This window comes from Leisingera sp. ANG-S5, from assembly GCF_000813925.1.
Lineage (GTDB): Bacteria > Pseudomonadota > Alphaproteobacteria > Rhodobacterales > Rhodobacteraceae > Leisingera.
This window is the reverse complement of sequence record NZ_JWLH01000003.1, coordinates 298,369-323,490: the sequence shown is the minus strand read 5'-3', so window position 1 is coordinate 323,490 and position 25,122 is coordinate 298,369. Positions and strand designations below refer to the sequence as shown.

General features: G+C 57.9%; 23 protein-coding genes and 1 pseudogene. 5 read left to right on the top strand and 19 right to left on the bottom strand.

Features of this window, described 5'->3' with window-relative positions; genetic code table 11:
* Nucleotides 1–33: 33 nt before the first annotated feature.
* The 3 genes from RA25_RS22620 to RA25_RS06320 are packed head-to-tail and all read right to left on the bottom strand — an operon-like array spanning nucleotide 34 to nucleotide 1,449.
* Nucleotides 34–186: a DUF1289 domain-containing protein gene (locus RA25_RS22620; protein ID WP_152612168.1), complete on the bottom strand. Its 153-nt coding sequence runs from the start codon at nucleotides 184–186 to the stop codon at nucleotides 34–36.
* Nucleotides 187–214: 28 nt separating this feature from the next.
* Nucleotides 215–1,072 (bottom strand): alpha/beta fold hydrolase, encoded by an 858-nt coding sequence (locus tag RA25_RS06325; RefSeq protein ID WP_039170806.1) that lies wholly within the window; start codon nucleotides 1,070–1,072, stop codon nucleotides 215–217.
* The gene (locus tag RA25_RS06320) at nucleotides 1,069–1,449 is read right to left on the bottom strand and encodes a hypothetical protein (protein ID WP_039170802.1); all 381 of its coding nucleotides are present in this window, start codon (nucleotides 1,447–1,449) and stop codon (nucleotides 1,069–1,071) included. Before RA25_RS06320 ends, RA25_RS06325 begins: the two co-directional genes overlap by 4 nt.
* 288 nt (nucleotides 1,450–1,737) lie before the next feature.
* Here RA25_RS06320 and RA25_RS06315 point away from each other — a divergent pair, with 288 nt between their 5' ends.
* Both RA25_RS06315 and RA25_RS06310 read left to right on the top strand, forming a co-directional pair.
* Nucleotides 1,738–2,613, top strand: coding sequence for a dioxygenase family protein (locus tag RA25_RS06315; RefSeq protein WP_039170799.1), 876 nt, complete (start codon nucleotides 1,738–1,740; stop codon nucleotides 2,611–2,613).
* 97 nt (nucleotides 2,614–2,710) lie between these two features.
* Nucleotides 2,711–3,601, top strand: a complete 891-nt coding sequence (locus RA25_RS06310) for a LysR family transcriptional regulator (RefSeq protein ID WP_039170797.1) — start codon at nucleotides 2,711–2,713, stop codon at nucleotides 3,599–3,601.
* Between the two features lie 29 nt (nucleotides 3,602–3,630).
* On the opposite strand, the gene RA25_RS06305 is transcribed toward RA25_RS06310, so the two are convergent.
* The 11 genes from RA25_RS06305 to RA25_RS06255 all read right to left on the bottom strand — a co-directional run bounded on the left by RA25_RS06305 (nucleotide 3,631) and on the right by RA25_RS06255 (nucleotide 13,773).
* Complete coding sequence (locus RA25_RS06305) at nucleotides 3,631–4,329, bottom strand: ABC transporter ATP-binding protein (RefSeq protein WP_039170796.1); 699 nt, start codon at nucleotides 4,327–4,329, stop codon at nucleotides 3,631–3,633.
* The gene (locus RA25_RS06300; protein WP_027233521.1) at nucleotides 4,322–5,065 is read right to left on the bottom strand and encodes an ABC transporter ATP-binding protein; all 744 of its coding nucleotides are present in this window, start codon (nucleotides 5,063–5,065) and stop codon (nucleotides 4,322–4,324) included. The genes RA25_RS06305 and RA25_RS06300 overlap by 8 nt, the downstream gene beginning before the upstream one ends.
* Nucleotides 5,058–6,062 (bottom strand): branched-chain amino acid ABC transporter permease, encoded by a 1,005-nt coding sequence (locus RA25_RS06295; RefSeq protein WP_039170794.1) that lies wholly within the window; start codon nucleotides 6,060–6,062, stop codon nucleotides 5,058–5,060. Before RA25_RS06295 ends, RA25_RS06300 begins: the two co-directional genes overlap by 8 nt.
* 4 nt (nucleotides 6,063–6,066) lie before the next feature.
* On the bottom strand, nucleotides 6,067–6,936 hold the full coding sequence (locus tag RA25_RS06290) for a branched-chain amino acid ABC transporter permease (RefSeq protein ID WP_027233519.1): 870 nt from the start codon (nucleotides 6,934–6,936) through the stop codon (nucleotides 6,067–6,069).
* Nucleotides 6,937–6,992: 56 nt separating this feature from the next.
* Complete coding sequence (locus RA25_RS06285; RefSeq protein WP_039170792.1) at nucleotides 6,993–8,168, bottom strand: ABC transporter substrate-binding protein; 1,176 nt, start codon at nucleotides 8,166–8,168, stop codon at nucleotides 6,993–6,995.
* 57 nt (nucleotides 8,169–8,225) lie between these two features.
* Nucleotides 8,226–9,005, bottom strand: coding sequence for a benzoate diol dehydrogenase BenD (gene benD / locus RA25_RS06280; protein ID WP_039170788.1), 780 nt, complete (start codon nucleotides 9,003–9,005; stop codon nucleotides 8,226–8,228).
* Nucleotides 9,002–10,024, bottom strand: coding sequence for a benzoate 1,2-dioxygenase electron transfer component BenC (gene benC / locus RA25_RS06275; RefSeq protein ID WP_039170786.1), 1,023 nt, complete (start codon nucleotides 10,022–10,024; stop codon nucleotides 9,002–9,004). The genes benD and benC overlap by 4 nt, the downstream gene beginning before the upstream one ends.
* 72 nt (nucleotides 10,025–10,096) lie before the next feature.
* Nucleotides 10,097–10,624, bottom strand: coding sequence for a benzoate 1,2-dioxygenase small subunit (gene benB / locus RA25_RS06270; RefSeq protein WP_039170784.1), 528 nt, complete (start codon nucleotides 10,622–10,624; stop codon nucleotides 10,097–10,099).
* A 12-nt stretch (nucleotides 10,625–10,636) separates the two neighbouring features.
* On the bottom strand, nucleotides 10,637–12,025 hold the full coding sequence (gene benA, locus RA25_RS06265; RefSeq protein WP_027233514.1) for a benzoate 1,2-dioxygenase large subunit: 1,389 nt from the start codon (nucleotides 12,023–12,025) through the stop codon (nucleotides 10,637–10,639).
* Nucleotides 12,026–12,095: 70 nt separating this feature from the next.
* Entirely contained in the window at nucleotides 12,096–13,253 is a 1,158-nt protein-coding gene (locus RA25_RS06260; protein WP_193747966.1) for a muconate/chloromuconate family cycloisomerase, read from the bottom strand.
* 262 nt (nucleotides 13,254–13,515) lie between these two features.
* Nucleotides 13,516–13,773, bottom strand: coding sequence for a helix-turn-helix domain-containing protein (locus tag RA25_RS06255; RefSeq protein ID WP_039170778.1), 258 nt, complete (start codon nucleotides 13,771–13,773; stop codon nucleotides 13,516–13,518).
* 312 nt (nucleotides 13,774–14,085) lie between these two features.
* On the opposite strand from RA25_RS06255, the gene RA25_RS06250 reads away from it, so the two are divergent.
* From RA25_RS06250 to RA25_RS06240, 3 genes are all read left to right on the top strand, one after another.
* Entirely contained in the window at nucleotides 14,086–14,277 is a 192-nt protein-coding gene (locus RA25_RS06250; RefSeq protein WP_241477373.1) for a hypothetical protein, read from the top strand.
* Between the two features lie 156 nt (nucleotides 14,278–14,433).
* A complete protein-coding gene (locus RA25_RS06245; protein WP_039170773.1) occupies nucleotides 14,434–15,348 on the top strand; it encodes a hypothetical protein in 915 nt (304 codons plus the stop codon).
* 88 nt (nucleotides 15,349–15,436) lie between these two features.
* Nucleotides 15,437–17,671 (top strand): AAA family ATPase, encoded by a 2,235-nt coding sequence (locus tag RA25_RS06240; protein WP_052254177.1) that lies wholly within the window; start codon nucleotides 15,437–15,439, stop codon nucleotides 17,669–17,671.
* Nucleotides 17,672–18,141: 470 nt separating this feature from the next.
* Here the strand turns inward: RA25_RS06240 and RA25_RS06230 are convergent, their stop codons facing one another.
* The 5 genes and pseudogenes from RA25_RS06230 to RA25_RS06210 form a co-directional block, all read right to left on the bottom strand.
* Nucleotides 18,142–18,621 (bottom strand): hypothetical protein, encoded by a 480-nt coding sequence (locus tag RA25_RS06230; protein WP_039170768.1) that lies wholly within the window; start codon nucleotides 18,619–18,621, stop codon nucleotides 18,142–18,144.
* Nucleotides 18,611–20,884, bottom strand: coding sequence for a hypothetical protein (locus RA25_RS22615; RefSeq protein ID WP_152612167.1), 2,274 nt, complete (start codon nucleotides 20,882–20,884; stop codon nucleotides 18,611–18,613). Before RA25_RS22615 ends, RA25_RS06230 begins: the two co-directional genes overlap by 11 nt.
* A 149-nt stretch (nucleotides 20,885–21,033) precedes the next feature.
* Nucleotides 21,034–22,959 carry a hypothetical protein gene (locus RA25_RS23090; protein WP_206539682.1) on the bottom strand — a complete coding sequence of 642 codons (1,926 nt, stop codon included), beginning with the start codon at nucleotides 22,957–22,959 and terminating at the stop codon, nucleotides 21,034–21,036.
* On the bottom strand, nucleotides 22,959–24,185 hold the full coding sequence (locus RA25_RS06215) for a tyrosine-type recombinase/integrase (RefSeq protein ID WP_206539681.1): 1,227 nt from the start codon (nucleotides 24,183–24,185) through the stop codon (nucleotides 22,959–22,961). The genes RA25_RS23090 and RA25_RS06215 overlap by 1 nt, the downstream gene beginning before the upstream one ends.
* Before the next feature lie 522 nt (nucleotides 24,186–24,707).
* Nucleotides 24,708–24,947 (bottom strand): annotated as a pseudogene (locus RA25_RS06210) (PA0069 family radical SAM protein); the annotation flags it as partial.
* Nucleotides 24,948–25,122: the final 175 nt, after the last annotated feature.

The window sequence follows — 25,122 nt, the reverse complement described above, 5'->3', positions numbered from 1 at the left end:
ACGGGGAATGCGGCACGTCAGGTTTGGATCCGCTCAGGAGCGTGCCTTGCGCGATGCGGAGGCCTTGCCGGCCTGCCGCATACTCTCGATGGCGGCGCGTTCTTCGTCGGTGAAGAACATCCATGCGGCCTCTGCCTTTTTGTGCTTCTTGCATCCTGGACAGGGGTTGTCAGCATTCTTGCACATGGCTCCTCCTCCCGTGCTGATTTGAGTGTCAGGCCGCCTTCGCAGCTGGTTTGGGCATTTTCCCAAGAGCTTCGACGAAGAAGGGACGGAACCCGTCCGGGTGTTCGCTCATCGGAAAATGTCCGAGCTTGTCCATCACAGCGAGCGTCGCGCCAGGGATCGCCTTGGCTGTCCGCTCGGCATCCTCGGGTGTGCATGTCAGGTCGTAAGCCCCGACGATGATGTGAACAGGGGTTTTTGCCGTATCTATCGTCGGCAAACGCGGGATCAGGCTGTCGTCCTTTGTATAAAAACTCAGATCGCCACGGAAAACGCCGGGACCACTTTGCATGAACATCCACAATGTGTTCCATCGCTCGGCATTTGGCGCGAAGGGGGAAATGTTGGCCGAAACAAGCGCTGCGCCCATCTCGCCGCCATGGGCATCCGGGCGGTGGAACCAGTCGATATCATACCAGGCGGGCTGGAAATCAGAGGCTTCTATTGCGATAAAACCGCTGAATTTCTCGGGGTGCAAAGCCGCGAGTTGCAGCGCGATGCGCCCGCCCATAGAGCAGCCAGCCAGAACCGGGCATTCCAGCCCAAGACCGTCGATGACCGCGAGAACGGTCTCGAAATAGGCTTCGGTGGTCAGCAGGTATTCCTGGGTCTCAAAGCCTTCAGGCGGCAGCGATTTTCCGTGCCATGGCATGTCAAAAGCGATCAGGCGGTTCGAAGCGGTGATCTCTGCGTCGTTCATCAGATGACGCCACTGGCGGGTATCAGCCCCGGCCGTGTGCAGACAGATGACCGGACGGCCCTGCCCTGCTTCCTCGAAATAGATCCGGCGGGGCGCGCCGCCCACGGTGACGGTGACATAACGGCCGGTGATCGGTTCGATACTCATGCGGCCAGCTCCTTTTTTGCGCGTGCCAGCGTCAGCACTTCCTTGAAGAAGCGCAGATTCTTGACGAGGCTCAGGATGTCGCCATCAATTCGGCCCCGGCCGATCTTCACCAGCCCGAAAATGTCGTGGAACCCCGGCTCGGGACGGGCCTGCCAGAACTTTTCCAGTGCTTCGGCATCTGTGCGCAGGGCAAATCGCCAGGGTGTCTTGCGGCTCGGACCTTCTACGACGGACACGATGAGTCCTTTATCGAAAGACAGGTAGTACTCGCTGCCCTCGATCTCGATCAGCACCGTTTCGGAAAACAGACAGCCGAGGCGCAGCAAGTGCGGCGTCGCCTCTAGGCTTTGCTGAATATGCTTGAAGGTATCGATCACCTCAGCCTCCCATGCGATAATTTACTGAAGCGTTGGTGCCATGAGCCAATACAGTGAAGCCATACCATCCCGGGTATGGGGCAATACTCTCAGGTTGGGCGCATCTGGAATGCCCTTATAACTGCTTGATTTAAAGGACACTCCGAGGGCTACAACCGTTTGCGGTATTGCCCGATACCGCCCCAGGCATTGGGATGAGGAGCGATTGGGGGGAAGTTCGATCGCAGACGAGGGACGGTGGAGCGTCCTGAATTCGAACCCCCAGACAGCCAGGAGGAGGAATTATCCATGGGCATCGTCAACCAAGAAAACATTACAGAGGTTGTGATCGGCAGCCTCGGCCAGCATGGCGATATCAGCGACCGTGAACGCGAGATCGCGACAGGTATCATCAAGCACATGCATGCTTTCATCAAAGACGTGAAACTTCAGCATCACGAATTTCTGGCCGCCTGTGATTACCTTGCCCGCGCTGGCCAGCTTTGCAACGACAACCGCCAGGAATTCATCCTGCTGGCCGATATCCTCGGCATCGAAGTCTTGGTCGACATGATGACCAACCCGGTCGAAGGCAACGAGAGTGAATCGACCGTGCTCGGACCGTTCTACCGCGAAAACCCGCCAGTCCTGCCCAAGGGCGCGTCGACCATTCAAAAGCACTTCGACAACGAAGAAACTGCCTACTACGAAGGTTACATCCGCGACGAGAACGGCAACGGCATTCCTGGTGTGACGCTCGATGTCTGGGAGGATGCACCGAACGGCATCTACGAGAACCTCGATCCTGACCAACCCGAATACAACCTCCGCGGCCGGTTCGAAACCGACGATAACGGGCACTATGCCTTTGTTGCCGTCCGGCCTGTCCCCTACCCGATCCCCGACGACGAGACGGCAGGGGAGTTGCTGCGCTTTATGGGGCACCACCCGAACCGCCCTGGCCACATGCACTTCGTTATCTCCAAGGACGGGTACCGCCCGCTGATTAGCCAGATCTACGATGCCGACAGCGAATGGCTGGAGAACGACAGCGTGTTTGCCGTCAAGGAAAGCTTGATCGGCAAGTTCAACCCTGCCCCCAAGGAACTGGGCACAGATCTGCACTTCGAGTTCGACTTTGTGCTGAAGACCGGTGCCGCCGAGCAGGCCGTCGCCGCCGAGTAAACCACTTCACCTCCCACCAAACTGACCCCCGATTTTCGGGGGTCTTTTTTCATTTGATGGGATCGCTTAACGTGAATTCCTGAGGGAGTGACTGAAAATGAACTTCAAACAGCTGTCCTATTTCATTGCGGTGGCAGAGGAATTGCATTTTGGGCGGGCAGCTGAGCGTCTCGACATGGCGCAACCACCACTCAGCCGCCAGATCAAGCAGTTGGAAGAAGAGCTTGGTGCGATCCTATTCAATCGCGGCCGCAGCGCGATAACGATGACGCAAGCAGGGGAAAGACTGCTTGAGCGCGGGAAATCAATCTTGGCCCAGATTGAAGATACCCAGCTGGAAGTGCGCCGCTTGGGCCAGGGAGCCGAGGGACGTCTGCGTATTGGCTTCGTTGGTTCTGCGACCTTTGGCATACTCCCAAACATCATCCGGTCCTACAGAGCGAATTACCCGGAAGTGAACCTTAGCCTCATCCCCATGAACAATGCGGATCTGCATAGGGCCTTGGTGTCGCGTGAACTCGACGTGGTGTTCGCGCGCCCAACGCTTAAGGATCCTGAGTTCCTTTCGAAACACCTGGTCGAAGAAAGGCTAATCCTGGCCTTACCCGATATTGTGGACACGGGGACACGCTCAGTCGCAAAGCTTGAGCGCCTGAAGACGCACCATCTGATCCTTTACCCCGAGAAGCCCCGCCCGAGCTATGCGGACATGGTTCTAAAAGCTATCGAAGACGCCGGCTTCGAAGCGCCGCTACGCATCTGGTGCATGGATCTGCAAACCGCACTCGGCCTGGTTGCCGTCGGCGAGGGCGTTTGCATCGTGCCGGAGTCAGTTGCAAACGCCCCGCGGAAGGGTATGAAATTCCTCAGGATCGAACCCGAGTTCGCGCGCACCGAACTGTCTGTTAACTACCGGCTGGACGAGCAAGGCCTGCATGTAAAGAACTTCGTCAACATCGCGCAAAAGGTGGCCCGCAAGGTTTTCTAGTTGGACGGCCGGTGTACAAAGCGGCCCAATTACACACCAAGCCAGGTATGCTGCGCGTCCTCGTCTGCCTTGATCTCTTCTGCACTGCCAGTCCAGACGACCTGGCCTTTGCCGACCACCACCACGTCATCGGCAAGCGAGGTTGCAAAACCAAAGTTTTGCTCCACGATGATCATCGAAAGCCCGGCTGCCTTCAGGTCTTGGAGCTTGTCGTGGATCAGTTTCACAATGATCGGCGCCAGACCCTCGGTCGGTTCATCGAGGATCAGGAGGCGGGGATTCATCAGCAAACCGCGTGCAATCGCCAGCATTTGCTGCTCGCCGCCCGATAGCTGTGTACCGCCATTATCCATACGTTCGCCAAGACGGGGAAAAAGATCCAGAACCCGTTCCATCGTCCATTCGGCTTTGGTTCCGCCAAATCTCTTGGCCGCAATCTCCAGGTTTTCGCGAACTGTCAACGACGGGAAGATGTCACGCGTTTCAGGAACGTAAGCGATACCACTCTTGGCGATGTCGAATGGTTGCCTCGCGATCGGTTTACCCTCGAAGGCGATCTCGCCGGACTTGATCGGAAGGAGCCCCATGATGGTTTTCAGCGTTGTGGATTTTCCTGCGCCATTGCGGCCCAGGATGGCCAGCACCCTGCCCTTTTGCGCTTCCAGCGAAAGGCCATAGAGAACTTGCGTTTCGCCATAACCGGATTCGATTGCCCTCAGTTCAAGCATCTTCCCAGCTCCCCAAATAGATTTCCTTTAGCAGGCTTGACCCGCGGGCCTCCTCCGGCAAGCCGTCAAAGACAACTTCGCCGTAGTTGAGCACAGTGATCGTGTCCGCCACGTCGAAGGCAAGGTCCATGTCGTGCTCGATGATGAGCATTGTCAGGTCACGCGGCAGATTGTTCAACAAGTCGTGAAACCCCTTCGACATCTCTGGCCCGACACCGCTAGTGGGTTCGTCCATCAGCAGAACAAGCGGCCTTGTGGCGAGCGCGACGCCAACTTCGAGCTGGCGGCGCACGCCGTAGCTGATCTCAGATACTTTGGCGTGAATGAACGGCATCAGGTTGACCTGTTCCGCCACCTCCTCGACGATCTCGCGAACGTCGGGCTTTGCCAGGCTATCTGCCCAAAGCTGCGTCGCGTTGCCGGTATGCACGGCAGCGGCAAGCCCAAGATTTTCCTCAACCGTCAGACCGTCGAACAAAGTATTCTTCTGGTAGCTGCGCGACAGGCCACGGCGGGCGCGTTTAGCAACAGGCAAGGCGGTGACATCTTCGCCAGCGAGATGAACCGATCCGTTGTCGGGTGTGAGTTCACCCACCAGTTGGTTGAACAGCGTTGTCTTGCCTGCGCCATTGGGGCCCAGGATCACGCGGCGTTCTCCCCGCTCCAATTTCAGCGATACATCGCGGGTGACGTGGACGGCACCGAAGCTCTTGTCCAGATTACGCGTCTCAAGCATCGGTCAACACCTCCTCGGACTCCTGTTTGCGCGTTGCATCAGCCACACGGCGTTCGACCCGGGCACCCCAGCGGGCTTCGATCCAGCCGAAGATACCGTTTGCGCGGCTCATCACCACGGCGATCAAAATTACGCCGACAACAAGATGCCAGTGTGCCGTAAGCGAACTCAGTTCATGCTTGAGCAGCACAAAGGCGGCAGCGCCCACGAGCGGACCAACCAAAGTTCCTAAGCCGCCAAGGATAACGACAACCAGTGCCTCGCCGGACACAGTCCAGCTGAGAAGCCCGGGCGAGATATACATGATGTGCTGCGCAGCAAGAGCGCCGGCCAGGCCGGCAATCATGCCCGACAACCCAAACACATCCGCCTTGATCCGCCAGATCGTCAATCCAAGCGCGCGCATCCGTTGTTCGTTGTGCATGACGCCCGTCAGCGAACGGCCAAGCCCTGAACGCAGAATGAGAACAGATGCGCCATAGACCGCGCCAAGGATGGCTAGGCAGAAGAACGCAAAGCTGCGGCTGTCATTCAAATCAACTCCGATAAAGCTCAGATCCAACCGGGAAATACCACCTAGCCCATCGTCTCCGCCAAAGATTGGGGCTTCGAACACGTAGGAATAGGCCATTTGGCCGAAGGCGAGCGTCGCCATGATGAAATAGATTCCATGGCTTCGTGAACAGATTGCGCCGATGATCCAGGCGGTGGAACCGGTCAAAGCGATGGCGCCAGCCATGGCCACGGGCGGCGCGAGGCCCGCCTTAGCCGACAGGATGGCGTAGGCATAAGCGCCAACGCCCATCAGTGCGCCGTGGCAAAGCGATACCATGCCACCAAAACCCGCAACGATGTCGAGGGCCAGCACAAGCATGGCCAGAATCAAGATTTCGGTCAGGATTTCCAGCCCGAAGTACTCGGCGGTAAAGGCCTGAAAGAGGGCACCTGCGGCCAAAAGCACGAGGGCCATGTAGCGAAGAGCATTGTGACGAAACATCGGCTTATCCTTTCGCAGGAAACAGGCCCACGGGCTTGATCACGAGGACAGCAGCCAACAGGGCATAGATGAGGATAGAAGCGAGCTGCGGAGCCAAAACCGCGCCGAAGGTCTGAACGAAACCATAGATCAGCGACCCGGCGATTGCGCCTTTAAGCGAGCCCAGACCGCCTATGACAATCACGATCAAAGTCGGGATCAGGATCTGTAGACCCATATCCGGCGTAACGCTCAAGAGCGGCGCCGCGACGACCCCCGCAAGACCTGCCAGCGCGCATCCGACGCAGAAAACGATGAAGAACAACCGTTCAACATTGATACCGAGACAAGACGCCATGGCATCGTTGTCGACACCGGCCCGGATCATCGCGCCGATTTGCGTACGGCTCAGCACAAATGCGAGCGCTGCGAAGATGGAAAGTCCGAGAACGATGATGAACAGCCGGTAGGCCGGATACTCGATGCCCAGGAACGTCAGCCGACCAGAAAGCAGCGCAGGCGCGTCGATAGCCAACGCCAGATCGCCCCAGAAAATCCGTGTCAGATCGAGCAGAACAAAAATAAGCCCAAAGGTCACGAGCACCTGGGCCATAGGACCGGACTTGCGCATCCGTTTGATAAGTCCGGAATAAAGCAAAATGCCAACCCCGGCCACGGCGACAGGCGCAAGAAAGAACCCCATCCAATATCCACCGATGGCGGCCAGAGAGGCGGCAAAGTATGCCCCCAGCGCATAGAGCGATCCATGAGCAAGATTGACGAAGTGCATCAGCCCGAAGATGACCGTCAGGCCGATGGAAAGCAGAAAGAGCAGCATGGACAGTTGCAGCGCATTCAGCGCCTGAAGCGTCCAGAAACCAAGATCATGTGCCATGAGAGGCCCTCCTCGGAATATGGGCCCGGCCGCACGGGGGCGGCCGGGCAGCATTGTCAGTTGGAGACGGGGGCCATCTCGCAGCCGTTGGCTGGGTCGGCCTCGGCGGGCAGCTCGGCCAGCACCTTCTGGGTCAGCCCGTTTTCACCAGCCACGGTTTCGTAGACGTAGACCGGCTGGACGATATTGTTGGTGGCCGGGTCGATCGACAGCTTGCCGCGCGGCCCGTCAAAGCTGACCTGGCGCAGAGCCTCAGCCAGCGATGCCCGGTCGTGAGCACCGGTTTTGGCCGCCTCGACCAGCGCCCGGGCCGCGTCATACCCCTGCACGGCGAACTCCGACGGCAGACGACCAGTCTTGGCCTGGAATGCCGCGACAAAGGCGGCATTGGCCGCGTTGTCTAGCGTCGGCACGTAATGCAGCGCGGTGATCACACCCTCGGCGGCCAGACCTTCGGCGTTGACATACAGCGGCGACGTCAGGAAGCCGGAGCCATATAGCGGCAGATCCGCCTTCAGCCCGAAGCTATCATACTGCTTGACGAAGGAGATTGCCTCGCCGCCAGCATAGAACACATAGACCGCATCGGCGCCGCTTGCTTTGGCTTGCGCCAGATAGGGACCGAAATCCTGGGTTTTCTGAAACGGGGTGAATTCCTGCCCGGCGATCTCTCCACCCGCGGCGGTGAAAGTCTCAACGAAGCCCCCGATCATCTGGCGGCCCGCCGCATAGTCCGGGGCCAGCGTATAGACTTTGCGAATGCCCTGATCGTACATCCATTGCCCCATCGGGCGGTTCACCTGGCCATTGGAAAATGACATGCGGGTGATATAGGGCGAGCAGCTTGCCCCGGTGGCATCATCATTACCGGCATTGGCCACGATCAGCGGCACACCGGCGCCATGCACCATGTCGCGCACGGCGCCCAGAACACCTGAGCTGACGATGCCCGCCACAACGTCAACCTTGTCTTGCAGGATCAGCTTCTTGGCCTTGCCAAGCGCTACGGGCGGCTTCACTTCGGTGTCCTCGCGGACAATTTCGAAACCCGTGCCGGCTTCGCTACCGAACTGTTCAAGGGCCACGGTAAAGCCCGCTTCGATATCATTGCCGAGCGCAGCATAGACGCCTGAAAACGGCAGCAGCAAGCCGACCTTGATGTCCTCTTCGGCGGCTGCGGGCACAGCAAGGCAGGTGGCGAGCCCGAGGGCCGCCAGGATTGCGCGTTTCATTGTAGTTTCCTCCTGTTGGTTTTTCCGGCCCCTCCTCAGGGCCTGTCCAGCTCGGCGCTAACCGAGATCACCGCCCCCCACCGGCACCGTTACACCGGTGATGTAGGATGCGTCCTCCGACGCCAAGAACAGGATCGGACCGGCCTGTTCGTCGAGTGTTCCATAACGTTTCATCAGCGAAGACTGCACCGTCTGGTCGACGATGGTCTTGTACCAGTCTTCGCGCTGTTCTTCCTCGGCATTGGGATTGCGTGGCACTATGCGCGGCGGCGCCTCGGTGCCGCCGGGGGCGGCGGCAACCACACGGATGCCGCGCTCGGCCACTTCCCAGGCCAGGCTCGCCGTGATCGCATTCACACCGCCCTTGGCCGCCGCGTAAGGCACGCGGTTCAACCCGCGCGTGGCGATGGACGACACGTTGACGATCACGCCCGAGCCTTGCGGGAGCATGTGCTCAATCGCGGCCCGGCAGCAGTACAACGTCGGGAACAGCGACCGGCGCACCTCGGCGTCGATCTGCCCGGGCTCGTAATGCTCAAACGGCTTGGCCCAGATCGTTCCGCCTACATTGTTGACCAGGATGTCAATCCGGCCCCACAGGTCCATAGCGGCCTGCATCGCCTCCGCGCAGCCCTCCCAAGTCTCAAGGTCAACCGCGACTGCCTGCACCGCGCCACCCCCTCTGCGGATCGACTCCGCGGCCTCCTCGCGCGCGGGGGAGCGGTCCACGATCAGCACCCGGGCGCCCTCGGCCGCTGCCCGTTCGGCAACCCGGCGGCCAATGCCCTGGGCCGCGCCGGTCACGACCATGACTTTTTCATCAAACCGGCGGCTCATGCGGCTTCCGCCTCTGCTTCGGTCGGGTTGAACTTCTCAAAGTAGAAATTCGCAGGCTCGACCCCCAGCTTGCTGAAGTGGCCCCGCACCGCATCGACCATCGGTGGCGGACCGCAGAGGTACACATCGCAATCGCCGCCGTTCAGATCGCCGGCAGTGACATGATCGGTGACAAAGCCCTTACGCTCATGTGCTTCTTCTTCGGCGGCCAGAATGGTAATGACGGTGACATTGCCGATCTTTGCGGCCAGGTCCTGCACGCGGTCCAGCTCCACCAGATCGGCGGCGCGGGTCACCGCGTAGTACAGCACAATGGGATGATCCGTCCCCTGTTCGGCCGCCTGCTCCAGCATCGACAGGAATGGTGCCAGGCCGGTGCCGCCGGCCAGCCACAGCTGCGCGCGCTCCATGGGGCGCAAGTAAAACGCGCCCATCGGTCCGGTCAGCGTGACGCTGTCGCCGGCCTTGGCCTGTTCGCCCAGGTAGCTGCTCATCACGCCGCCGGGCAGATTGCGGATCAGGAACGTGGCCTCATCGGCACCGGGCGCGGAGGAGAAGGAATAAGAGCGGTGCTTTCCGGTCCCCGGAACGGTGACGTTCACATACTGGCCGGGTAGAAAGCTGACCGGTTTGGCCAGTTTCACTCGCAGCCCGAAGGAGGTCTCCGATAGGGTGTCGACGCCCAGCACCTCGCCTTCGACAGCCTCCGGTGCGGTCTTGCAGGCAGCGGAGGGCACCGGGACGCGCACCACGCAGTCACTTTCCGGCGTCATTTGGCATGTCAGCGCAAAGCCCTGTTCCGCCTCTTCGTCGCTCATGGACTCGTCCATATAGAATTCCAGCTCGTATTCGCCCTTTTCGACGAAGCACTTGCAGGTGCCGCAGACGCCATCCCGGCAATCCATCGGCAGGTTGATCTTTTGACGGAAGGCCGCATCGGTCACCTTCTCGTCGTCATCGCACTGGATGACGCGGGTGACGCCATCTTCGAAATTCAGGGCAACGTTATAGGTCGTCATGGCATGCTCCTCCCTTGGCCGCGCACCCTGACGTGGATGCGCGGAGCTCTCTAAGTTCCCGAAATTCCCGGGTCAGATGTGGTAGACGTCGATCACGTGGTGAATGTGATCGTTCTTAAGGACCACCTTCTTGTCGGTGATAAGCGGATTTGGGCCGCTGCTGTCGATCGTGTAGAACGACGTGCCCCAGTGCTGGTCGGTTTTGCCGTAGCGATAGCTCAGCGTTTGCCAATTGAAGCGCACCTTGATCTGCGTGCCCTCCCGGCTCAGCACTTCAATCCCCGAAAGGTAATGGTTGGTACGCGGTTCAGGCAGCGATGTTGCAGAAGACCGGTCAGTCTTGATACGGAACACGCGGTCCTCAATGCCCTGTTTGTTGGGATAGTACATCAGCGACATCTCATTCTGCGGATCTTCCGTCAGATTGTCGTAGTCATCCCAAGCGGGCATCCAGAACGGGCAGTCCGCGTCATAGAATGTCAGCCAGGTGTCCCAGTCGCGGTCATCCAGCGCACGGGCCTCGGCATAGAGGAAGGCCTGGATGTCTTCAAAGGTCATCCCCGGGCTGGTGTTGGTGCGTTCAAGTGTTTCCGTGCTCATGTCTTTTCCTCCTCACTCAGCCGCGGTGCGTGCATCAGGCGCAGTGGCGCGTTCCTTGGCGATGGCTTCGCCCATGCGCTCGGACCAGTTGGTATGCTGAATGACAAAGAGACCTTCGTCTTCAGTGCGGGCCCCGGAAAGAACCGGATTGATCCCGAGGGCCTTGGCATCGTCATCAGGGCCCTCGATCCACTGGGTGGCGCCACGGGTCAAGTCATTCCATTTGGCATGTGCCGCGCCCGCGTAGCCGCGCTGAGTGGCCCGGAATTCCTCGGTATCGTCCGGGGTCGCCATGCCGGAGGCGTTGAAGAAATCCTCGTACTGGCGAATACGGCGGCTGCGGGCCTCTTGGCTCTCGCCCTTGGGGGCAATGCAGTAGATCGTCACTTCAGTCTGATCGACACTGATCGGGCGGAAAACGCGGATCTGCGAGCTGAATTGATCCATCAGGAAGACATTCGGGTACAGGCAGAGGTTACGCAGAACGCCCACCATCCACTCTGCCTTGGTCTTGCCGTATTTCTCGGTCCATTCCTCGAGGCGCGGATAGTTCGGGCGGTTGGTCGGGTCCGCCCACTCGGTCCAAAGAAGGATATGGCCGTTCTCATATGCGTGGAAACCGCCGCGCTGCTTGGCCCATTTCGAGGCATCTGTCGCCTTGATGTTGTCTTCCTTGCCATCGTCGGTACGGTGCGCGGTGGTAGCGACGTAATTCCAGTGGACAGCGGATACGTGATAGCCATCGGCGCCGTTTTCGGCCTGCAGCTTCCAGTTGCCGTCATAGGTATACGTCGAGGACCCACGCAGCACCTCAAGCCCTTCGTCAGCCTGGTCAACGATCACGTCGATCATCTTGCGCGCCTCGCCGAGATAGTCCTCAAGCGGCTGCACATCAGCGTTCAGCGAGCCAAACAGGAAGCCACGGTAGTTTTCGAACCGTGCAACCTTTGTCAGATCGTGGCTTCCGTCCTTGTTGAACTGCTCGGGGTAACCCGCGCCCTTGGGGTCTTTGACCTTCAGAAGCTTGCCGGTGTTCGAGAAGGTCCAACCGTGGAAAGGACAGGTGAACGTTTTCTGGTTGCGGCGCTTAAACCGGCAGAGCTGCGCGCCACGGTGCGAACATGCATTGACCAGTGCGTGCAGTTCACCGTCCTTGTCGCGGGTGATAACGACGGGTGTGCGGCCCATGGTAAGTGTAAAGTAATCGCCCGGCTCTGGGATCTGGCTTTCATGGGCCATGTAGATCCAATTGCCTTCAAAGATGTGCTTGATTTCTAGCTCAAACAGTTCTTCGTCGGTGAAGATATCCCGACGGCAGCGGAAGACGCCGTTTTCGGGATCATCTTGGATCGCACCGTCGAGGCGGGCCTCGAATTCCTCGAGATTGGATTGTGTGAACATCAGTCGTCCTCCTCCTGACAGCCGCAACGCTTTGGTAGCGTTTTGACTGGCTTTGATGTCATGCCGCTGGTTATTGCCCGGCGGCGGCTTTCATATTCCGGCCGCCTTCACGGCGGAAAAATGCGACCTTGTCGGGGTCAAGTATTGCGCCGATGCCGTTGCCTTTCGGGATTTCAACGCAAAAGTCGCGGTAAGTGATCGGTTCAGCCAGGATCTCGTCGGTCAGCAGCAAGGGGCCAAAGAATTCAGTGCCCCAGTGTAGGGTCTCAATGGTGGAAAAGAGCTGGAGAGCGGCTGCTGTCCCCAACCCGGTTTCCAGCATCGTGCCGCCATAGAGGCCGCGCCCTGCCGCCTGCGCGATGGCAATCACCTCAGACGCCCGCTTCAGCCCTCCGGACTGCGCCACTTTCACAGCAAACACATCCGCAGCATTCGCCTCGGCTACCGCCAGGGCATCCTCCGGACCATTCAGGGCCTCGTCCGCCATAACGGCAATCTCGTAGCCGCTGGTCAGTTCCGCCAAGGCGCGACGGTACCGGGCCGGAACAGGCTGTTCGACCAATTCGCAACCCGCGTCCTGAAGACCCTTCAGGCCCCATCGGGCGTCCTGCAGTGACCACGCAGTGTTCACATCGACGCGGATACTGGCGGCATCGCCAACGGCTTTCTTGATCCTGGCCACATGAGCCACGTCTTCCCGCACGGAGCGTTTGCCGATCTTCAGCTTGAAGATGTTGTGGCGGCGGGTCTCGATCATCTCCTGGGCTTCCGCGATATCCGTTTCGGAATTGCCGGAAGCAAGTGTCCAAGCAACCGGGAGCCTATCATGCACGGCACCCCCGAAGAGCTGCGAGACCGGGACACCGAGACGCTTGCCAAGCCCGTCCCAAAGCGCGATTTCCACCGCCGTCCTGGCGATGCGGTTGCCCTTGACCAATTTTTCGATCCGCTGCATCGCTCCGTTCACGTTGTCACCATCACAGCCCAGCAGCACGGGTGAGATATATGTGTCGATGGCAGACTGGATGCCTTCGGGGCTTTCGGCGCCATAGCTCAGACCGCCGATGGTGGTGCCTTCGCCAATTCCTTCGGAGCCGTCAGAGAACTTGATCTTAACCAGAACCGCCGTTTGGACCCGCATTGTAGCCATGGACAGCACGTGCCCCCGGATGGTCGGTATATCGAGGATCATCGTCTCGATCTGGTCGATCTTGGTCACGGGTTTCACCACATCTGCAAGTTACGTTGAGATGCAGGTTGCCCGCTGCGGTGAGATTCTGTCGATGATGGGTGGGGTCTTGGGTGATACCCTTCGGCGTGTGGCTCAATAGAAGGTACCAGCAGCTGTCGGTGCTCACTAGGATAACAGCGCAAAAGTGCCTGAGCGGTCTTTTATAAGTTGTCGGCCCGGAATCTGGAAAACAGAGGTCAGTTTCTGAAGGAGCGTCAGCGCTGCTCAGCTTTTAGCACAGCATGCGAATTTTCTGCGGTCACAAGTGGTGACTAATGGGCACCGCTGCCTCGACATTGGCCAGAAGATCATGAAGCTCCGCCCCAATCGCACGCGCGATAACGATCAATTCAACGACATCAATCCTGCGCTGTCCGCTTTCAATTCTCGCAACCATGGACTGCTGGCAATTTAGCTTTTTCGCAAGTTCCGCCTGCGACAGGCCAGCCGCCTTTCTTGCTTCGACCAAGACTTGGCAGAGCACCTCCTGACCTTTGCTGTGAATCGTGTTGCTCATTGCCGCTTTGCCTTGCTCAGCGGCACAATGATCTATAAATCAGATTATCTAAAATTTAGATATCTCACGGAACTGGAGCGAACGTGATCAACTACCCCACTGGTTTTGAACCGAAATTTTTTTTGGAAAGCGAACTGCATCTCAGCACCGCACGAGAGGAATCGCTTTGAAACGACAAACTCAGGAATTCGATCAACGTTCGCACCCGGCGCTACTTGTCCGACCCGTTCTTGCGTCCGATCTGTGAACTGAAGTGCAATGGAGCAACCGATTTCCGTCAGCGCCGATGATTTGCCAATGCAGCGCATGGGCATGCTGCTGCACTTTCTGATCGAATCTGAGAGCCCGGACGAGGCACTTCGGTTCCAGCAGCTGATGCATGAGCACCGGGACCTTTTCACTACCGATGATCCCGGTGTCCGCGAAGCGCTGAATCGAGCGGCGCGGCAAGTCGACGCCGTGGTGGAGATGGCAGTGACAGCCCCGGATTTTGCGCCGGTCTGATCCGCCCAATCCCTTCCTGACATAACCTGACCTGGCCACCGCAGCGGATCTCTCCGCCTGCGCCCGGCCGCGTCATACCCAATTCCAGATTTTCACGGCAGGTGCCCCATATCCGGCGTCTGCCCCCTCTCCCGCTTTGCGCAAATAGAGTTCTCAATGACCCATACATCAACCGCGACGCCCGCCGCCTTCCCGCTCACCATTCACCCCCACTGGCGCGCGGCCGCCGAAGCCAGGGGCTTCGGCATCCTGCAGCGGGTCAAGGACCGCTATCACCTGCTCCTGTCCTGCAAGGCCTGCGGGGCAACGCACATGAGCAAAATTTTTGTGGTGATGAACAGCCAGCCGCAGTGCCCGCACTGCATTGAAGCGCGCTGGCAGGCCGATGCCGAAGCCGCCGGGCTGCAGTGGGCAGGCCGCGACCCGCAAAGCCGCCATCACGGCTTCTACATCGCGGACTGCCGACACCGTTTGCGCCGTCAGTTTGAGCTGATCAAAAGAGCTGCCACCGGGATCTGCGACGTACGCTGCGAACTCTGCCAGCAGCAGAAGGAGCAAGAAGAAGCCGAAGCCCAGGGCTGGGAGCTGATCGGACCGGACCCGGACGGCGGCCCGAACTATCGCCTATACCGGCATCCAGAATGCGGCCATGAACAAAGGGTGGCCCGTGCCAACATGCAAACTGGCCGGTTCGGGTGCGGCTTATGCGGAGAGGACTGGCCCGCAGCACCGAGCCATCTCTACGCCATGCAGTTCAAGCTTCCAAACGGGACCTGCTTGGTCAAACTAGGTTTTTCACGGAACCCGGATTCCCGCCTGCGCCACCAGTTGCTGAAGCACCGTGACCTGGACGCGAAGATCCTGAAGACTGTTCCGATGGCAACCGGGCAGCTAGCCTTGCAGACCGAGAAGCGGCTGCACGCGAAGCTGCAGGCGGGTTTTCCCGATCTGGTCGCGCCGCCAGACCTCTACGCCGGTGAATTGAGGGTCAAAAGTGAGGTCTACTTCGCCGATGCGGCCCAGGTGATCTTCGCGATGCTCGATGCCATTGAGGCAGAAGAAGACCGCTAAGCGGCCCCCCTCCTCTTCAATTTTCAACATCTCCCGCCCGGTTTCACCGGGCGCCCGATCCCTTTTGCCTTTTTGAAGGAGGCTTTCCATGAGCCAGCTTGATCTCTCCAACCCCGCGCGCCCCGATTGGTGGCAGTTCGCCGAAGACTGCGCCCGCCGCTATCATCTCTATCACAGAGAGCTGCAGCAAACTCGGCGCAAGACACTCAAAGAAGACGCACCAGACGACAGTGCTGGCGCCGAGGAGCCGCTTGTGCCCCCAGCACCGGATCACCCCCATTCTTTGCTGCACCATCTGAGCGAGCAGCCGGACGCGCGGCATCTGCCGCCGGAACTCTGGGAAGCGCTGGAGCAGGAAGGTGCCGACCCATATGCCTGTGACAACACGGGCCGCTGGCTGCCGGGCACAGACCTGCCGGCAGACAAGCTGCTTCTGCTGCTGCGGATCGCCGCGGCCTTCGGCTCCCCGGCTGCAGTGGACGCGCAGCTTGCCCGTGGCGCCGTGCTGATCCTTCGCAACGTTCCTGCTTCCGGTTTTTCAAGCGTGGAAAACCTCCTTAACCACGCCCTGCTGCCGCCGGGCTGGCAGGCCTATGACGCCCGGCGCCAGGTGCAGCTGCCTCAGCGCGTGACCCTTGCCGTCCCCAGCGTCCGCGATGACGAGATTGAGCAGCGACACTTTGATGAACTGCAGGATCTCATCATTAAAGGCCTGGCGCACAGCCAGCCTTTGTGGATCTGCCTGCCGGACGAGATGGCGCTGCCGGCACTGCTGGTGGCGGAGCACTGTCATCAACTGACAGTGCCGCAAGTGGACGCGGATTTTCTGATCGCCCTGCTGCGTCAGACCCACAGCCGGACAGGCCGCATTGATGAAGCCGCCGCCCGCGCCGCGCTGCCCCCGAACGGCCAGCTGCAAGAACTCTCCACGCCTGCACTCTCATTCGCCCTGCGTGCGCCCACAGCGAAGAAGATGGCGCAGCGCTTGTCCCAGGCACTTACCGCCCCGGCAACGCCGGAACCAGAAGCCGGAACACCAGCAAGAGAGATCACCGGCATTGGCCGGTCCTATGACACCGCCCGGCAACTGGTCGCAGACCTGCGCCTGTGGACCGAAGGCGGCGTGGCCTGGAATGAGATCCCGCACTCCTTGCTGCTTTTTGGCGCGCCAGGAAACGGAAAGAGCCATCTCGCCCGCGCGATGGGCCGGAGCGTCGGGGTCAATTGCGTCGAGACAAGCTGCGCCGAATGGCAGGCCAAGGGGCATCTGGGCAACCTGCTGCTCGCGATGCGAAGAAGCTTCGACGAAGCGCTCAAGAATGCTCCCTGTATCCTCTTCATCGATGAGATTGACGCGATTGGTTCCCGCGACAGCGCTGGCGACAACAGTGCCAGCTACAGGCGCCAAGTGGTTGCTGGTTTTTTGGAGCAGATGGACCGGATCAGCCGGGAGGCAGGGATCATGGTCGTCGGTGCCTGCAACCATCCACAGCACCTCGACCCCGCGGTGCTGAGAGCCGGGCGGTTTGACATCAAGATCGAGATGCCGCTGCCAAGCATGGCGATGCTGCAGCACCTCCTTGCTGAGCGGCTGCAGGACGCAGTCCAAGAGGAGGATCTGCAGCAGCTGGCACGGGAATGTATTGGAAGGACCGCCGCCGACGTGGACGCCGCGGTGCGCTCTGCTCGCAGTGAAGCCCGGCACAGCGGCTGCCCGCTCGATCTGCAGCTTCTGCGCCGCCATCTCGGGGTCATGGCGCAGGAGGAGAACCAAGACCTTTTGTACCGCGTCGCCCTCCATGAATGTGGCCATGCCATCGCCGCCTGGCTTTATGGAGAAGATATCAAACGTGTCTGCCTCTCCGCCACTGGCGGGTTCACCGAGCGCACCGCACCGCCGAGCGCCGGGCTGGAGGCGGATTTCGATCGGCAGATGACCATCCACCTGGCGGGCCGCGCTGCGGAACGGCTGGTGTTTGGGACTGTCTCCGCCGGTGCAGGCGGAGGCCGCGCTTCTGACTTGGCGCAAGCCGCACAGCTTGCCCTGGCGATGGATTTTGAACTAGGTTTGGGCGCCTTTGGCAACGGCTGGTTCGGACCGCAGGATCCAGCCCAACTGGCGGAACCCGACCGCAAGCGCCTCCGTGAGAAGGTCGACTACGCAGAGGACCACGCGCGCGCGCTGCTGTACCCCCATCAGCAGTTGCTGCAGGACATGGCTGCAGATCTGGTGCAGAAACGAGAGTTCGATGCCAAGGCGGTCCGGTCCTGGCTGCGCGACGTGCCGCGCAATAATGGCCCAGAGCCAGTCCTGGACCAGTAGATGCGCCCGCCAATCAAGCCGCTCCGCCGCGAGGTTTGCACAATTCTTATGGGCAATCTCCGGCGGCGCAGGCTGCGGTTGGTCCAAAATCCGGACCTGATCCGCGGGGAGCGCGAGATCAATCGTTGGCGTCAAAACCAACTGAGGGTCAAACCTGAGTGTGCGGTAGAAAAGGAATAGACTATGAACGCCGAAGTCCCCTCCCAGCAGATTGACCCTGAAGTTGCCGGCAAGATCGCCTTGTTGGGGGCGCATACGACGTCCCGATTGCCATGCATTATCCCGATGGCGTTACCAGCCCGTCATCGTGACAGAGCCGGAAAAATCCAGCTTCTGGCGGTCCAACGTTGGGGCTCAGAGCAACAGAGCCGGAAAATCCAGCTTCTGGCGGTCCAAGGTTGGGGCTCAGAGCACGGTCAATAGAAAAGCTTGGAAACCCTCCAGTGTAGGCAGCCTGGACGACCTCTGCCTTAGTTATCGTGACCTTCCACATAAAACGGGATCACCTTACTGGATCGTTGATCCGCATTTTCGCGGATCCGCTTTAGTTGTGCCTGAAGCCTTTGTGCCTGGCTCTCCGCTTTATGCCTTTCAGAGAGATGCCATGCCGCATGTTTCTTGGCATCAGCAAGTTCGGCACGAAGCAATGCTACTTCAGCACGGAGGTGCTTGATCACGTCGTTAAGGTTTCCCGGTTGAACACCCTCGCGTCCAGCGGCGGCCAGCACCAAGTTCCGTACCGCAGGCAAGCGGCAGTCTTCTTCAGCAATCAGCCCTCGGGCCCGGCCAGCCTCTTTGGCCACATTAAGAATGTTGACCTTCACCGATTTACCGGTTTTCAGGCGTTTCCGCAGCTCTGGATTCTGCGGGCGACCTCCTTGAAGCCTCTCCAAAGCGTCAAGAAAGTCCTGTTCAATCATGTCGATATCTTTGGTGCGTCTACGAGGCATGGCGCAGCTCCTCCAGCTTAGTTTCGACGCGAAGATCCAATTCACTGATGTCGGCACCGAGCTTCCGGCACAGGGCAGCAGACTGTTTTGCACGCGCCCGCATAAGCTCGTTAGGACGATCCATGTAGGTCATGTCCATCTTCACTACCTCGTACTGGCGTACCGCGAAGACGCTCTCAACGTAGCGCTCCTCCCAAAACGGCAGGTTCCAGCGCGCTATCGCGAACGACGGACAGCCAGCGCAGAGGTTTGGCGTTCGTGTGGAGTAATTTGGAACAAGGTCAGGTCTCCAGCGAGCAAGATCTTCCGTTCCTGCCTCCTTGTGGCAGGCCATTTCCGACGCACTTTTTGCACCGCAGATGCCGTACGGTTCGAAAAACATCCGGTGAAGACCCGCTTCCTCAACGTAGATGAACGCGGACTGATAGGCGGCCTCTGTCGACTCCCCTTCAATTTCAGGGCCAAGCTCCCGGAGAATTTTTTCCTGAAGATCTTCGCCATTCCTACCGGCCAGTTCCGAGCCGCCCCTCGCTATTTCGAGTGCTAAACTAGCCACCTTCTGCCTTTTGATGTCATTCATGTCCTCGATTTGGATGACATTGTTAAGGTAGCCGCCATCAGTCATAGCGATTGATACATGATGAAAATGTGCCTGGAGTACCGGCAACATCATTGGATCGACCATGTAAACAAAGTGCGCGAAGCTTTTTCGCCATTGGTGGGTCTTAAGAATACGGCCATGGCTTTCGCGCCAGGGCACAAGTTCGCGATCCATGGTCTTCTGAGCTGCTTCATCAGGTAGGTCAGACAGATCGACCCACTCCGCGATGAAGGCGCGCATGTCCGCCTGAAGCCTTTCGGATGTTACCCGCCCCACCCCAGCTCGTGATTTGGGAAGACTCCGACGGCCATTCAGGTTGACAAAGAGATCGTCGATCGCGAGCAACTCCCGGTAGGGCTCGAGCAATCTGTTTAGGACTAGGATCGCATGAACGGCGGGTGGGATGCGACTAGAACCTTTCGGGCGGTACCCAATCGCCCATTCTTCTGCTCGGGGTGATTCTTCAGTCTTCGAGAGTTCTGTAGTGAGCACGAAGACCTCCGCCAGGCCCGTTACAGAGTCTCTAACGTGTATGCAGCGCGGCAATCCAGTGCTCTCACAGACACCGGCCTTCAGCCCGCAAACTTCACTAATCCTAAGACCAATCGTTCCTTGAACTACGATGTGCGCGGCCGAACAAATGGCTTTTGTCAATTGAAGCAAGCGACCAGCGGGACTATTTAAAGGGCAGCTGAGGCCTTCCAGTCGAGCTCTTTCTGAAAGAGCCTTATTCATATGCGGACAGGTATGAAGAAAATACTCCATTCCCGCTTGGTGTCCTATAGAGAGAACTACCTTCCGGGTATCCACATACATTCGACTACCGACAGAAAACGCTGGAAGCTCTTTGACCCCAGCAAGATATGCTGTCAGTTTTTTTCTTAGTCCATGGATTTTTTTTTGATCCCAGGTGGCAGAATCCAAAGAGGGGTGCCATGGCCGACCATCAACAAGTGAGAACTGAAAACCTAACGCAGCATCACGTTGACGCTTTTTACCGGTCATCTTTCGATGACTTTCACTATAGCCTTCCAAATCATTGGTGGCGTAAGCTGACGCGCAGAGATCACCAAGACGAATGACATCTTTTGCCGGTACGTTGAGCAACTTCATGGCGGTGTTTAGGATGCGCAGGCTCACCTCACTCGGGATTGGCCGGTAGGTTCCACTGGCGACCGCACCGATCTCCTTGACAACCGCACAGACTCCAAGCCGGCCAAACGGCGGATCAGGCATAGGTGCGATGCCGACACGTTTCAGCGCATGTCGTTGTTGCCAAATCATGGCAAGCACACGCAACCTATTCCATGCGACTGCCTCAGTGAGGCTCTGCCCCTCATCACCGCCGTTCGCCTCTGTTCTAAGATGATCGACATAGGCTTTAGTGACATTACGGGTCATCTGAGAAGGAAGGGTCACATCGTTCTCGACGCACCAATTAACAAAGTAGCGCAGCCCTGTTGCCAAAGTGCCAAGTGAACCAGGCTTTAGCCGACCAGCCCCGTCTCCTGGAGCCGCAAAAGCTGACCAAACGAGGCGCTTGAGCCAATCGAGCAAACTGGCATGGCACGGGCTGCAGAGATTAGAGCCGTCGAACAGGTCGAGATCCCACGAAACGGTACTACTACTTGATTTCGCTCCACGTGTTTCATTGTCGAACACCCACTTTGTATCCGACCATCGGCTTTTGCTGGACACAAAGTAGCCTACTAATTCGTCCATCGACCTGAGAAAAAGGGGCCTCCCAGCGGTAGCCTCCAAAATTCCATCCGTTGTTACGGGTTTAGAGTTGTCAGTGACAAAATTCATGATCATCCTATGGCGGGAACTGAGACGCGATACTGTTTGGCAGCTTCAAGAACGTCCTGAGGAATCTCAGCAAGCAATTGTTCCAAATCACGCAGGATCAGTGTCCATTTCTCTTGCCATTGGACCACTGAAACGAGACCTTGCTGCCCTGCATGTAGCGCATTACGCAAAGCGAGATATTTGGCTACGGCTTGTTCATTATGAAGCTCAACAGCTGCAAATGGGCATGACGGGCACTCACCATAAGCCGCACAAAGTCGGTTCTTTTTCTGCCCCGGCCTTGGACTATCGTAAGGATCAAGACAAAGAAAACCAGGAGTTGCTGCAGCTAACTGACCTTTGCCTCCTGCACCTCGCGGATCAATTCTGCCAAGGGTTTCGGAGGCTCGCACGTAGAGATCTTGCATCTCCCCAATTCGATCCTGCCCCTGCTTCCGCACCCAGTCAGACGTATAGAAGGTTCTTGTCGTTTGTGGGCTCGCATGTCCCTGCTGCGCCTGCTGGGCGAAAACACCAAAATCGCGACGCGTCTGATCGGCACCAGTTGCGCGAATGGATCTGAGCGTGAATGCTGGCAAGTTGTGCCTTGAAATGAACTTTTTTAACGCCGTATTCCAGGTTGTATCAGAACTAGGCCCAATTTTGTGCAGGAACGCTTTTGCAACCGTACCACTGTTAATAGGTACGCCAACAAAAAGCCGGGAGGCATCAGCCTTATTAGAAACAATACCACGAGTGCGCATCGTCAAGCGGTCCAATATGTCGAGGAGGTCTCCAAAACCAAGCGGTGTACCGAGTTCCGAAGGCAAGGTTACTTTTGCGACATCGTCCTCTGCATCATGTGTGCTTGTCTGCATCTTTGTGGACCGGGGTTTCCCCCCATGCAGTATGATCGTAGCCCCATCAAATGAAGTTTGAAGCGCACCCCATTCGAGGGACAGGAGCGTGTCAGGATTGAATATCGTTTTAAAACCAATAAGCACAACGAATGGGACAAGGTCTTCAAAGGAATTGTAGAGTGTCCGGCGAATTTCCGCCATACCGTGGTTAAAACACACAGCATATCCGAGCTTTGGATCAAGTTGATTGAGATCCGTCAGCAAAGCCAGCTTGCTGGGAAAAGCTTCAAGAATGATGGCGCTGCAAACGCTGAGACTTTCGTAGTTGGGGTCTTCGCATGAGGCTTGAGCCGCCTTTAAAATTTCCTGGCCTGATGCGAGGATAAGGTCGTTGTTGTCAAGGCGCGCTTTGATAGCGGCGACATCCGCGATGCAGGCGTTTAGAATCCGGTCGACATTATGGGGAAGAATGATCTCTGTTGGCTTGTTCTTCTTGTATCGCCCGGGCCACGGATTACGTGGAAAGCCCGAAGAATGAATCAAGCGTTCAGCTGCGTAGCCCCAGACCACGTGACCTTCCAGCGCATTGATACAACCGCCGACAGCTCCTAGCAGTGAGGCACGCGAACTCAGGGCTAAAGGTTGTCCACGCTTCGTTGGTGCATCGAGAAATCGAAGAAACCCGGTCCAGAAGCTCTCGTCAATGGTTTTGGGCGTCACTGAATGTGCAGGAAAAAGTGAAAGGTACTTGGCTATTCCTCTAAGTAAGTCCCGGGATACGTTGCCTATTGACGTGGGCTCCTTCCCCTGCGCCCAACAGCGGAAACCCTCGGCCAGGAAATCTGCTAGCTGCGGATGCGCAAGGAACTGCGTGAACTCATAAACATCTGGCCTCGCGGCACCCGGGATAATCACTCGGAGACGTGAATTTCCTGTCTCCGGATCAGGAGTACGGTCGACACGAGATTGCAGGCGCCCGCGGTCGGAAAGAACCACGACCGAAGAAACATCGCTTTCGTTGCTTGCTGCAATCTTCTTCGCCTGAGCGACAACGGACGCTGCAATGATCGCATTCTTTCTACGAGCCATCAGCGCACAGACTTGATTGCGGCCGACAATCCAGGTGTTGCCCAGACACTCACATGCTTCAGGTAAGTGTCCGTGGTGGTGGCCAGTTGCGAATGACCCAACTGGTGTTGAACGTATTTCCAAGCGTAGGCTTCCTCGTGGCCGGCTGCCAGCAAGGCATACCAGGTCATCACCGCATAGGTGTGCCGAAGAGAGTGATCGCTGAATTTGGCAGCTGCCTTTACTATTGCATGCCCGGTGATGGGATCGGTCCGGGTGCGCTGTTCGATTAGCCCTGTACCAGCACAGGCCCGCTTCATCATCTCTGTCACACCAGATATCTTCATCGGACGCCCTGCACGGTTCGTCGATGTCTCGGAGTTGAGCAGTAGCTGACCCTCCCTGACTCCTCTTCCACGGGTTCGCAGGGCCTTGGAACGGGCACCGTCAATGTACGCTTGGATGTCAATCACAAGCCACGCAGGTACGTCTACTTGCCTCGTCTTTTTGCCCTTTCCGGTTATGGTAAGTTTGTGATGTGCGAGCGACGCAGGATCAGGGGTCATTGCGAGAAAGGGATAGATAGTCAGAGAGACTTTCTCATGAACTCGAAGCCCGACAGCCCAACCAAGATCAATCGCGATCCGATCCCTCGCTGAACCTTCGCTCTCTAGCGCCCGCTCAGACACTCGCGGGCCGGCCCACTTCAACAATGCTTCCAGTTGGTTTCGGCTAAGCACCTGAACCTTATCGGTTTGGTTCCTAGGGATTATGCTCCGCTTACGAGTCGCCGTGCCTCCCTTTCGTGTATGTGCGAGCATATCGCGGTTGATCGGTGCCCGGCCAGTGGTTCGTTGCTCTGTTGAAAGGGATGCATCAACCATCCATCCTTGCTCGTGAGCGAAGTTGATAAAATCAAGGATGGCGCTCATTCGGGTGCCTACAGTTCCTGGCGAATAGGGCCTTCCCGTAAGCGGCGAGACCGCCGACAGATACGCGTCCCTATACGCGACGAGATCATCGGTCGCAGTGTCCCGCCAATCAATCTTGATCGCCTCGCACCACTCGAACCACGTGATCAGAGCGCGCGCCTTGTTTTCCCATGTTCTGATCGACCCTGATCTTGGAACGACCTGCTCATTCAACCAGCGGCAGGCCTGCTCGTGCAGGTGACCATCTTCCCAGATTGCAGGATGGCCAGCACGTAGGGTTTCAAATGCGGAGGGATTGGCAAAGAATGTGTACAACGGAGCTATGTATCGCAACGGCAGTGTCAGGCACCTGACACTAAACCAGTCCCAAAAAGATCAGTCAAGCAGCTGAATTTAAACCATAATTCTGATTTTCGCACATTCCCCCAACTGTCTGATAAGCCCTATTTTTAAAGGCCTTCTTGTTACTTTCACCCACTGAGCGTCGCTTTTTCGCAAAAATGCCCCACCGGGGATCGCACCAAGTATCGTGGAATTCCCGAGCAGGACCGCTTAGGTCAGGCTCGTCTCAGTTGGCCTGCGCTCGACCTTAGTTCTCCTTCCGTACGCCAAGAGGTCTCCATGTAGCTAGGCTTCGCAGAGAACGTGTTCATAAGAACTCCGCCCCGCAATTAATGCGAGGACAAAAAGCCAACAGAAAATCCTTGTTCGACACACAAAATAGAGGCTTGATGAACACTTTTTGGCATCTCGGTCCCAAATTTCCCGCAAGACCAACCAACGCGAAGAACCCTTAAAAACCAACGCTCGCTCATCCGATCACGCAACTCATATTTCATGCTCGCAGCCGCGGTAGGGATTGATGGACCGGTCAAACGGCAGATCGGGTGAACGGTTGTAGGTGATCAGCGAGCGCGCCGTCTCGAGACGCACTTCAGTGGGAATCACCGCGTCCGGCACGTCCTGAAACCAGCCGTCATCCACATCCTCCCGCGCCATATCGAACCGGCCTGCCGCATTGCTGAGGCTGGCGCGTGTTTTGCGGCGCAAGGTGTGTGGCGTAATTTCCGGCGGCATGGACGCAAAATAACCGCCCCAAGAGAACAAATAAAGAACAAATGGGCAAAATCGAAGATTTCCATGTGGAATCTTCATTATTCTTGCGCCGGATTTGTCTCTATACGTCGGTTAGAAACGCGGCAATGTCGCAAATAATGCAGTTCGCAAACAGCATTCTGTCACAAAAGCCTCA

Bases quoted from the DNA above. Each gene is read 5' to 3' on its own strand.
- RA25_RS22620 (WP_152612168.1), bottom strand. From the start codon at position 186: ATGTGCAAGAATGCTGACAACCCCTGTCCAGGATGCAAGAAGCACAAA.
- RA25_RS06325 (WP_039170806.1), bottom strand. From the start codon at position 1,072: ATGAGTATCGAACCGATCACCGGCCGTTATGTCACCGTCACCGTGGGC.
- RA25_RS06315 (WP_039170799.1), top strand. From the start codon at position 1,738: ATGGGCATCGTCAACCAAGAAAACATTACAGAGGTTGTGATCGGCAGC.
- RA25_RS06310 (WP_039170797.1), top strand. From the start codon at position 2,711: ATGAACTTCAAACAGCTGTCCTATTTCATTGCGGTGGCAGAGGAATTG.
- RA25_RS06305 (WP_039170796.1), bottom strand. From the start codon at position 4,329: ATGCTTGAACTGAGGGCAATCGAATCCGGTTATGGCGAAACGCAAGTT.
- RA25_RS06300 (WP_027233521.1), bottom strand. From the start codon at position 5,065: ATGCTTGAGACGCGTAATCTGGACAAGAGCTTCGGTGCCGTCCACGTC.
- RA25_RS06295 (WP_039170794.1), bottom strand. From the start codon at position 6,062: ATGTTTCGTCACAATGCTCTTCGCTACATGGCCCTCGTGCTTTTGGCC.
- RA25_RS06290 (WP_027233519.1), bottom strand. From the start codon at position 6,936: ATGGCACATGATCTTGGTTTCTGGACGCTTCAGGCGCTGAATGCGCTG.
- RA25_RS06285 (WP_039170792.1), bottom strand. From the start codon at position 8,168: ATGAAACGCGCAATCCTGGCGGCCCTCGGGCTCGCCACCTGCCTTGCT.
- benD (WP_039170788.1), bottom strand. From the start codon at position 9,005: ATGAGCCGCCGGTTTGATGAAAAAGTCATGGTCGTGACCGGCGCGGCC.
- benC (WP_039170786.1), bottom strand. From the start codon at position 10,024: ATGACGACCTATAACGTTGCCCTGAATTTCGAAGATGGCGTCACCCGC.
- benB (WP_039170784.1), bottom strand. From the start codon at position 10,624: ATGAGCACGGAAACACTTGAACGCACCAACACCAGCCCGGGGATGACC.
- benA (WP_027233514.1), bottom strand. From the start codon at position 12,025: ATGTTCACACAATCCAATCTCGAGGAATTCGAGGCCCGCCTCGACGGT.
- RA25_RS06255 (WP_039170778.1), bottom strand. From the start codon at position 13,773: ATGAGCAACACGATTCACAGCAAAGGTCAGGAGGTGCTCTGCCAAGTC.
- RA25_RS06250 (WP_241477373.1), top strand. From the start codon at position 14,086: ATGCTGCTGCACTTTCTGATCGAATCTGAGAGCCCGGACGAGGCACTT.
- RA25_RS06245 (WP_039170773.1), top strand. From the start codon at position 14,434: ATGACCCATACATCAACCGCGACGCCCGCCGCCTTCCCGCTCACCATT.
- RA25_RS06240 (WP_052254177.1), top strand. From the start codon at position 15,437: ATGAGCCAGCTTGATCTCTCCAACCCCGCGCGCCCCGATTGGTGGCAG.
- RA25_RS06230 (WP_039170768.1), bottom strand. From the start codon at position 18,621: ATGCCTCGTAGACGCACCAAAGATATCGACATGATTGAACAGGACTTT.
- RA25_RS23090 (WP_206539682.1), bottom strand. From the start codon at position 22,959: ATGGCTCGTAGAAAGAATGCGATCATTGCAGCGTCCGTTGTCGCTCAG.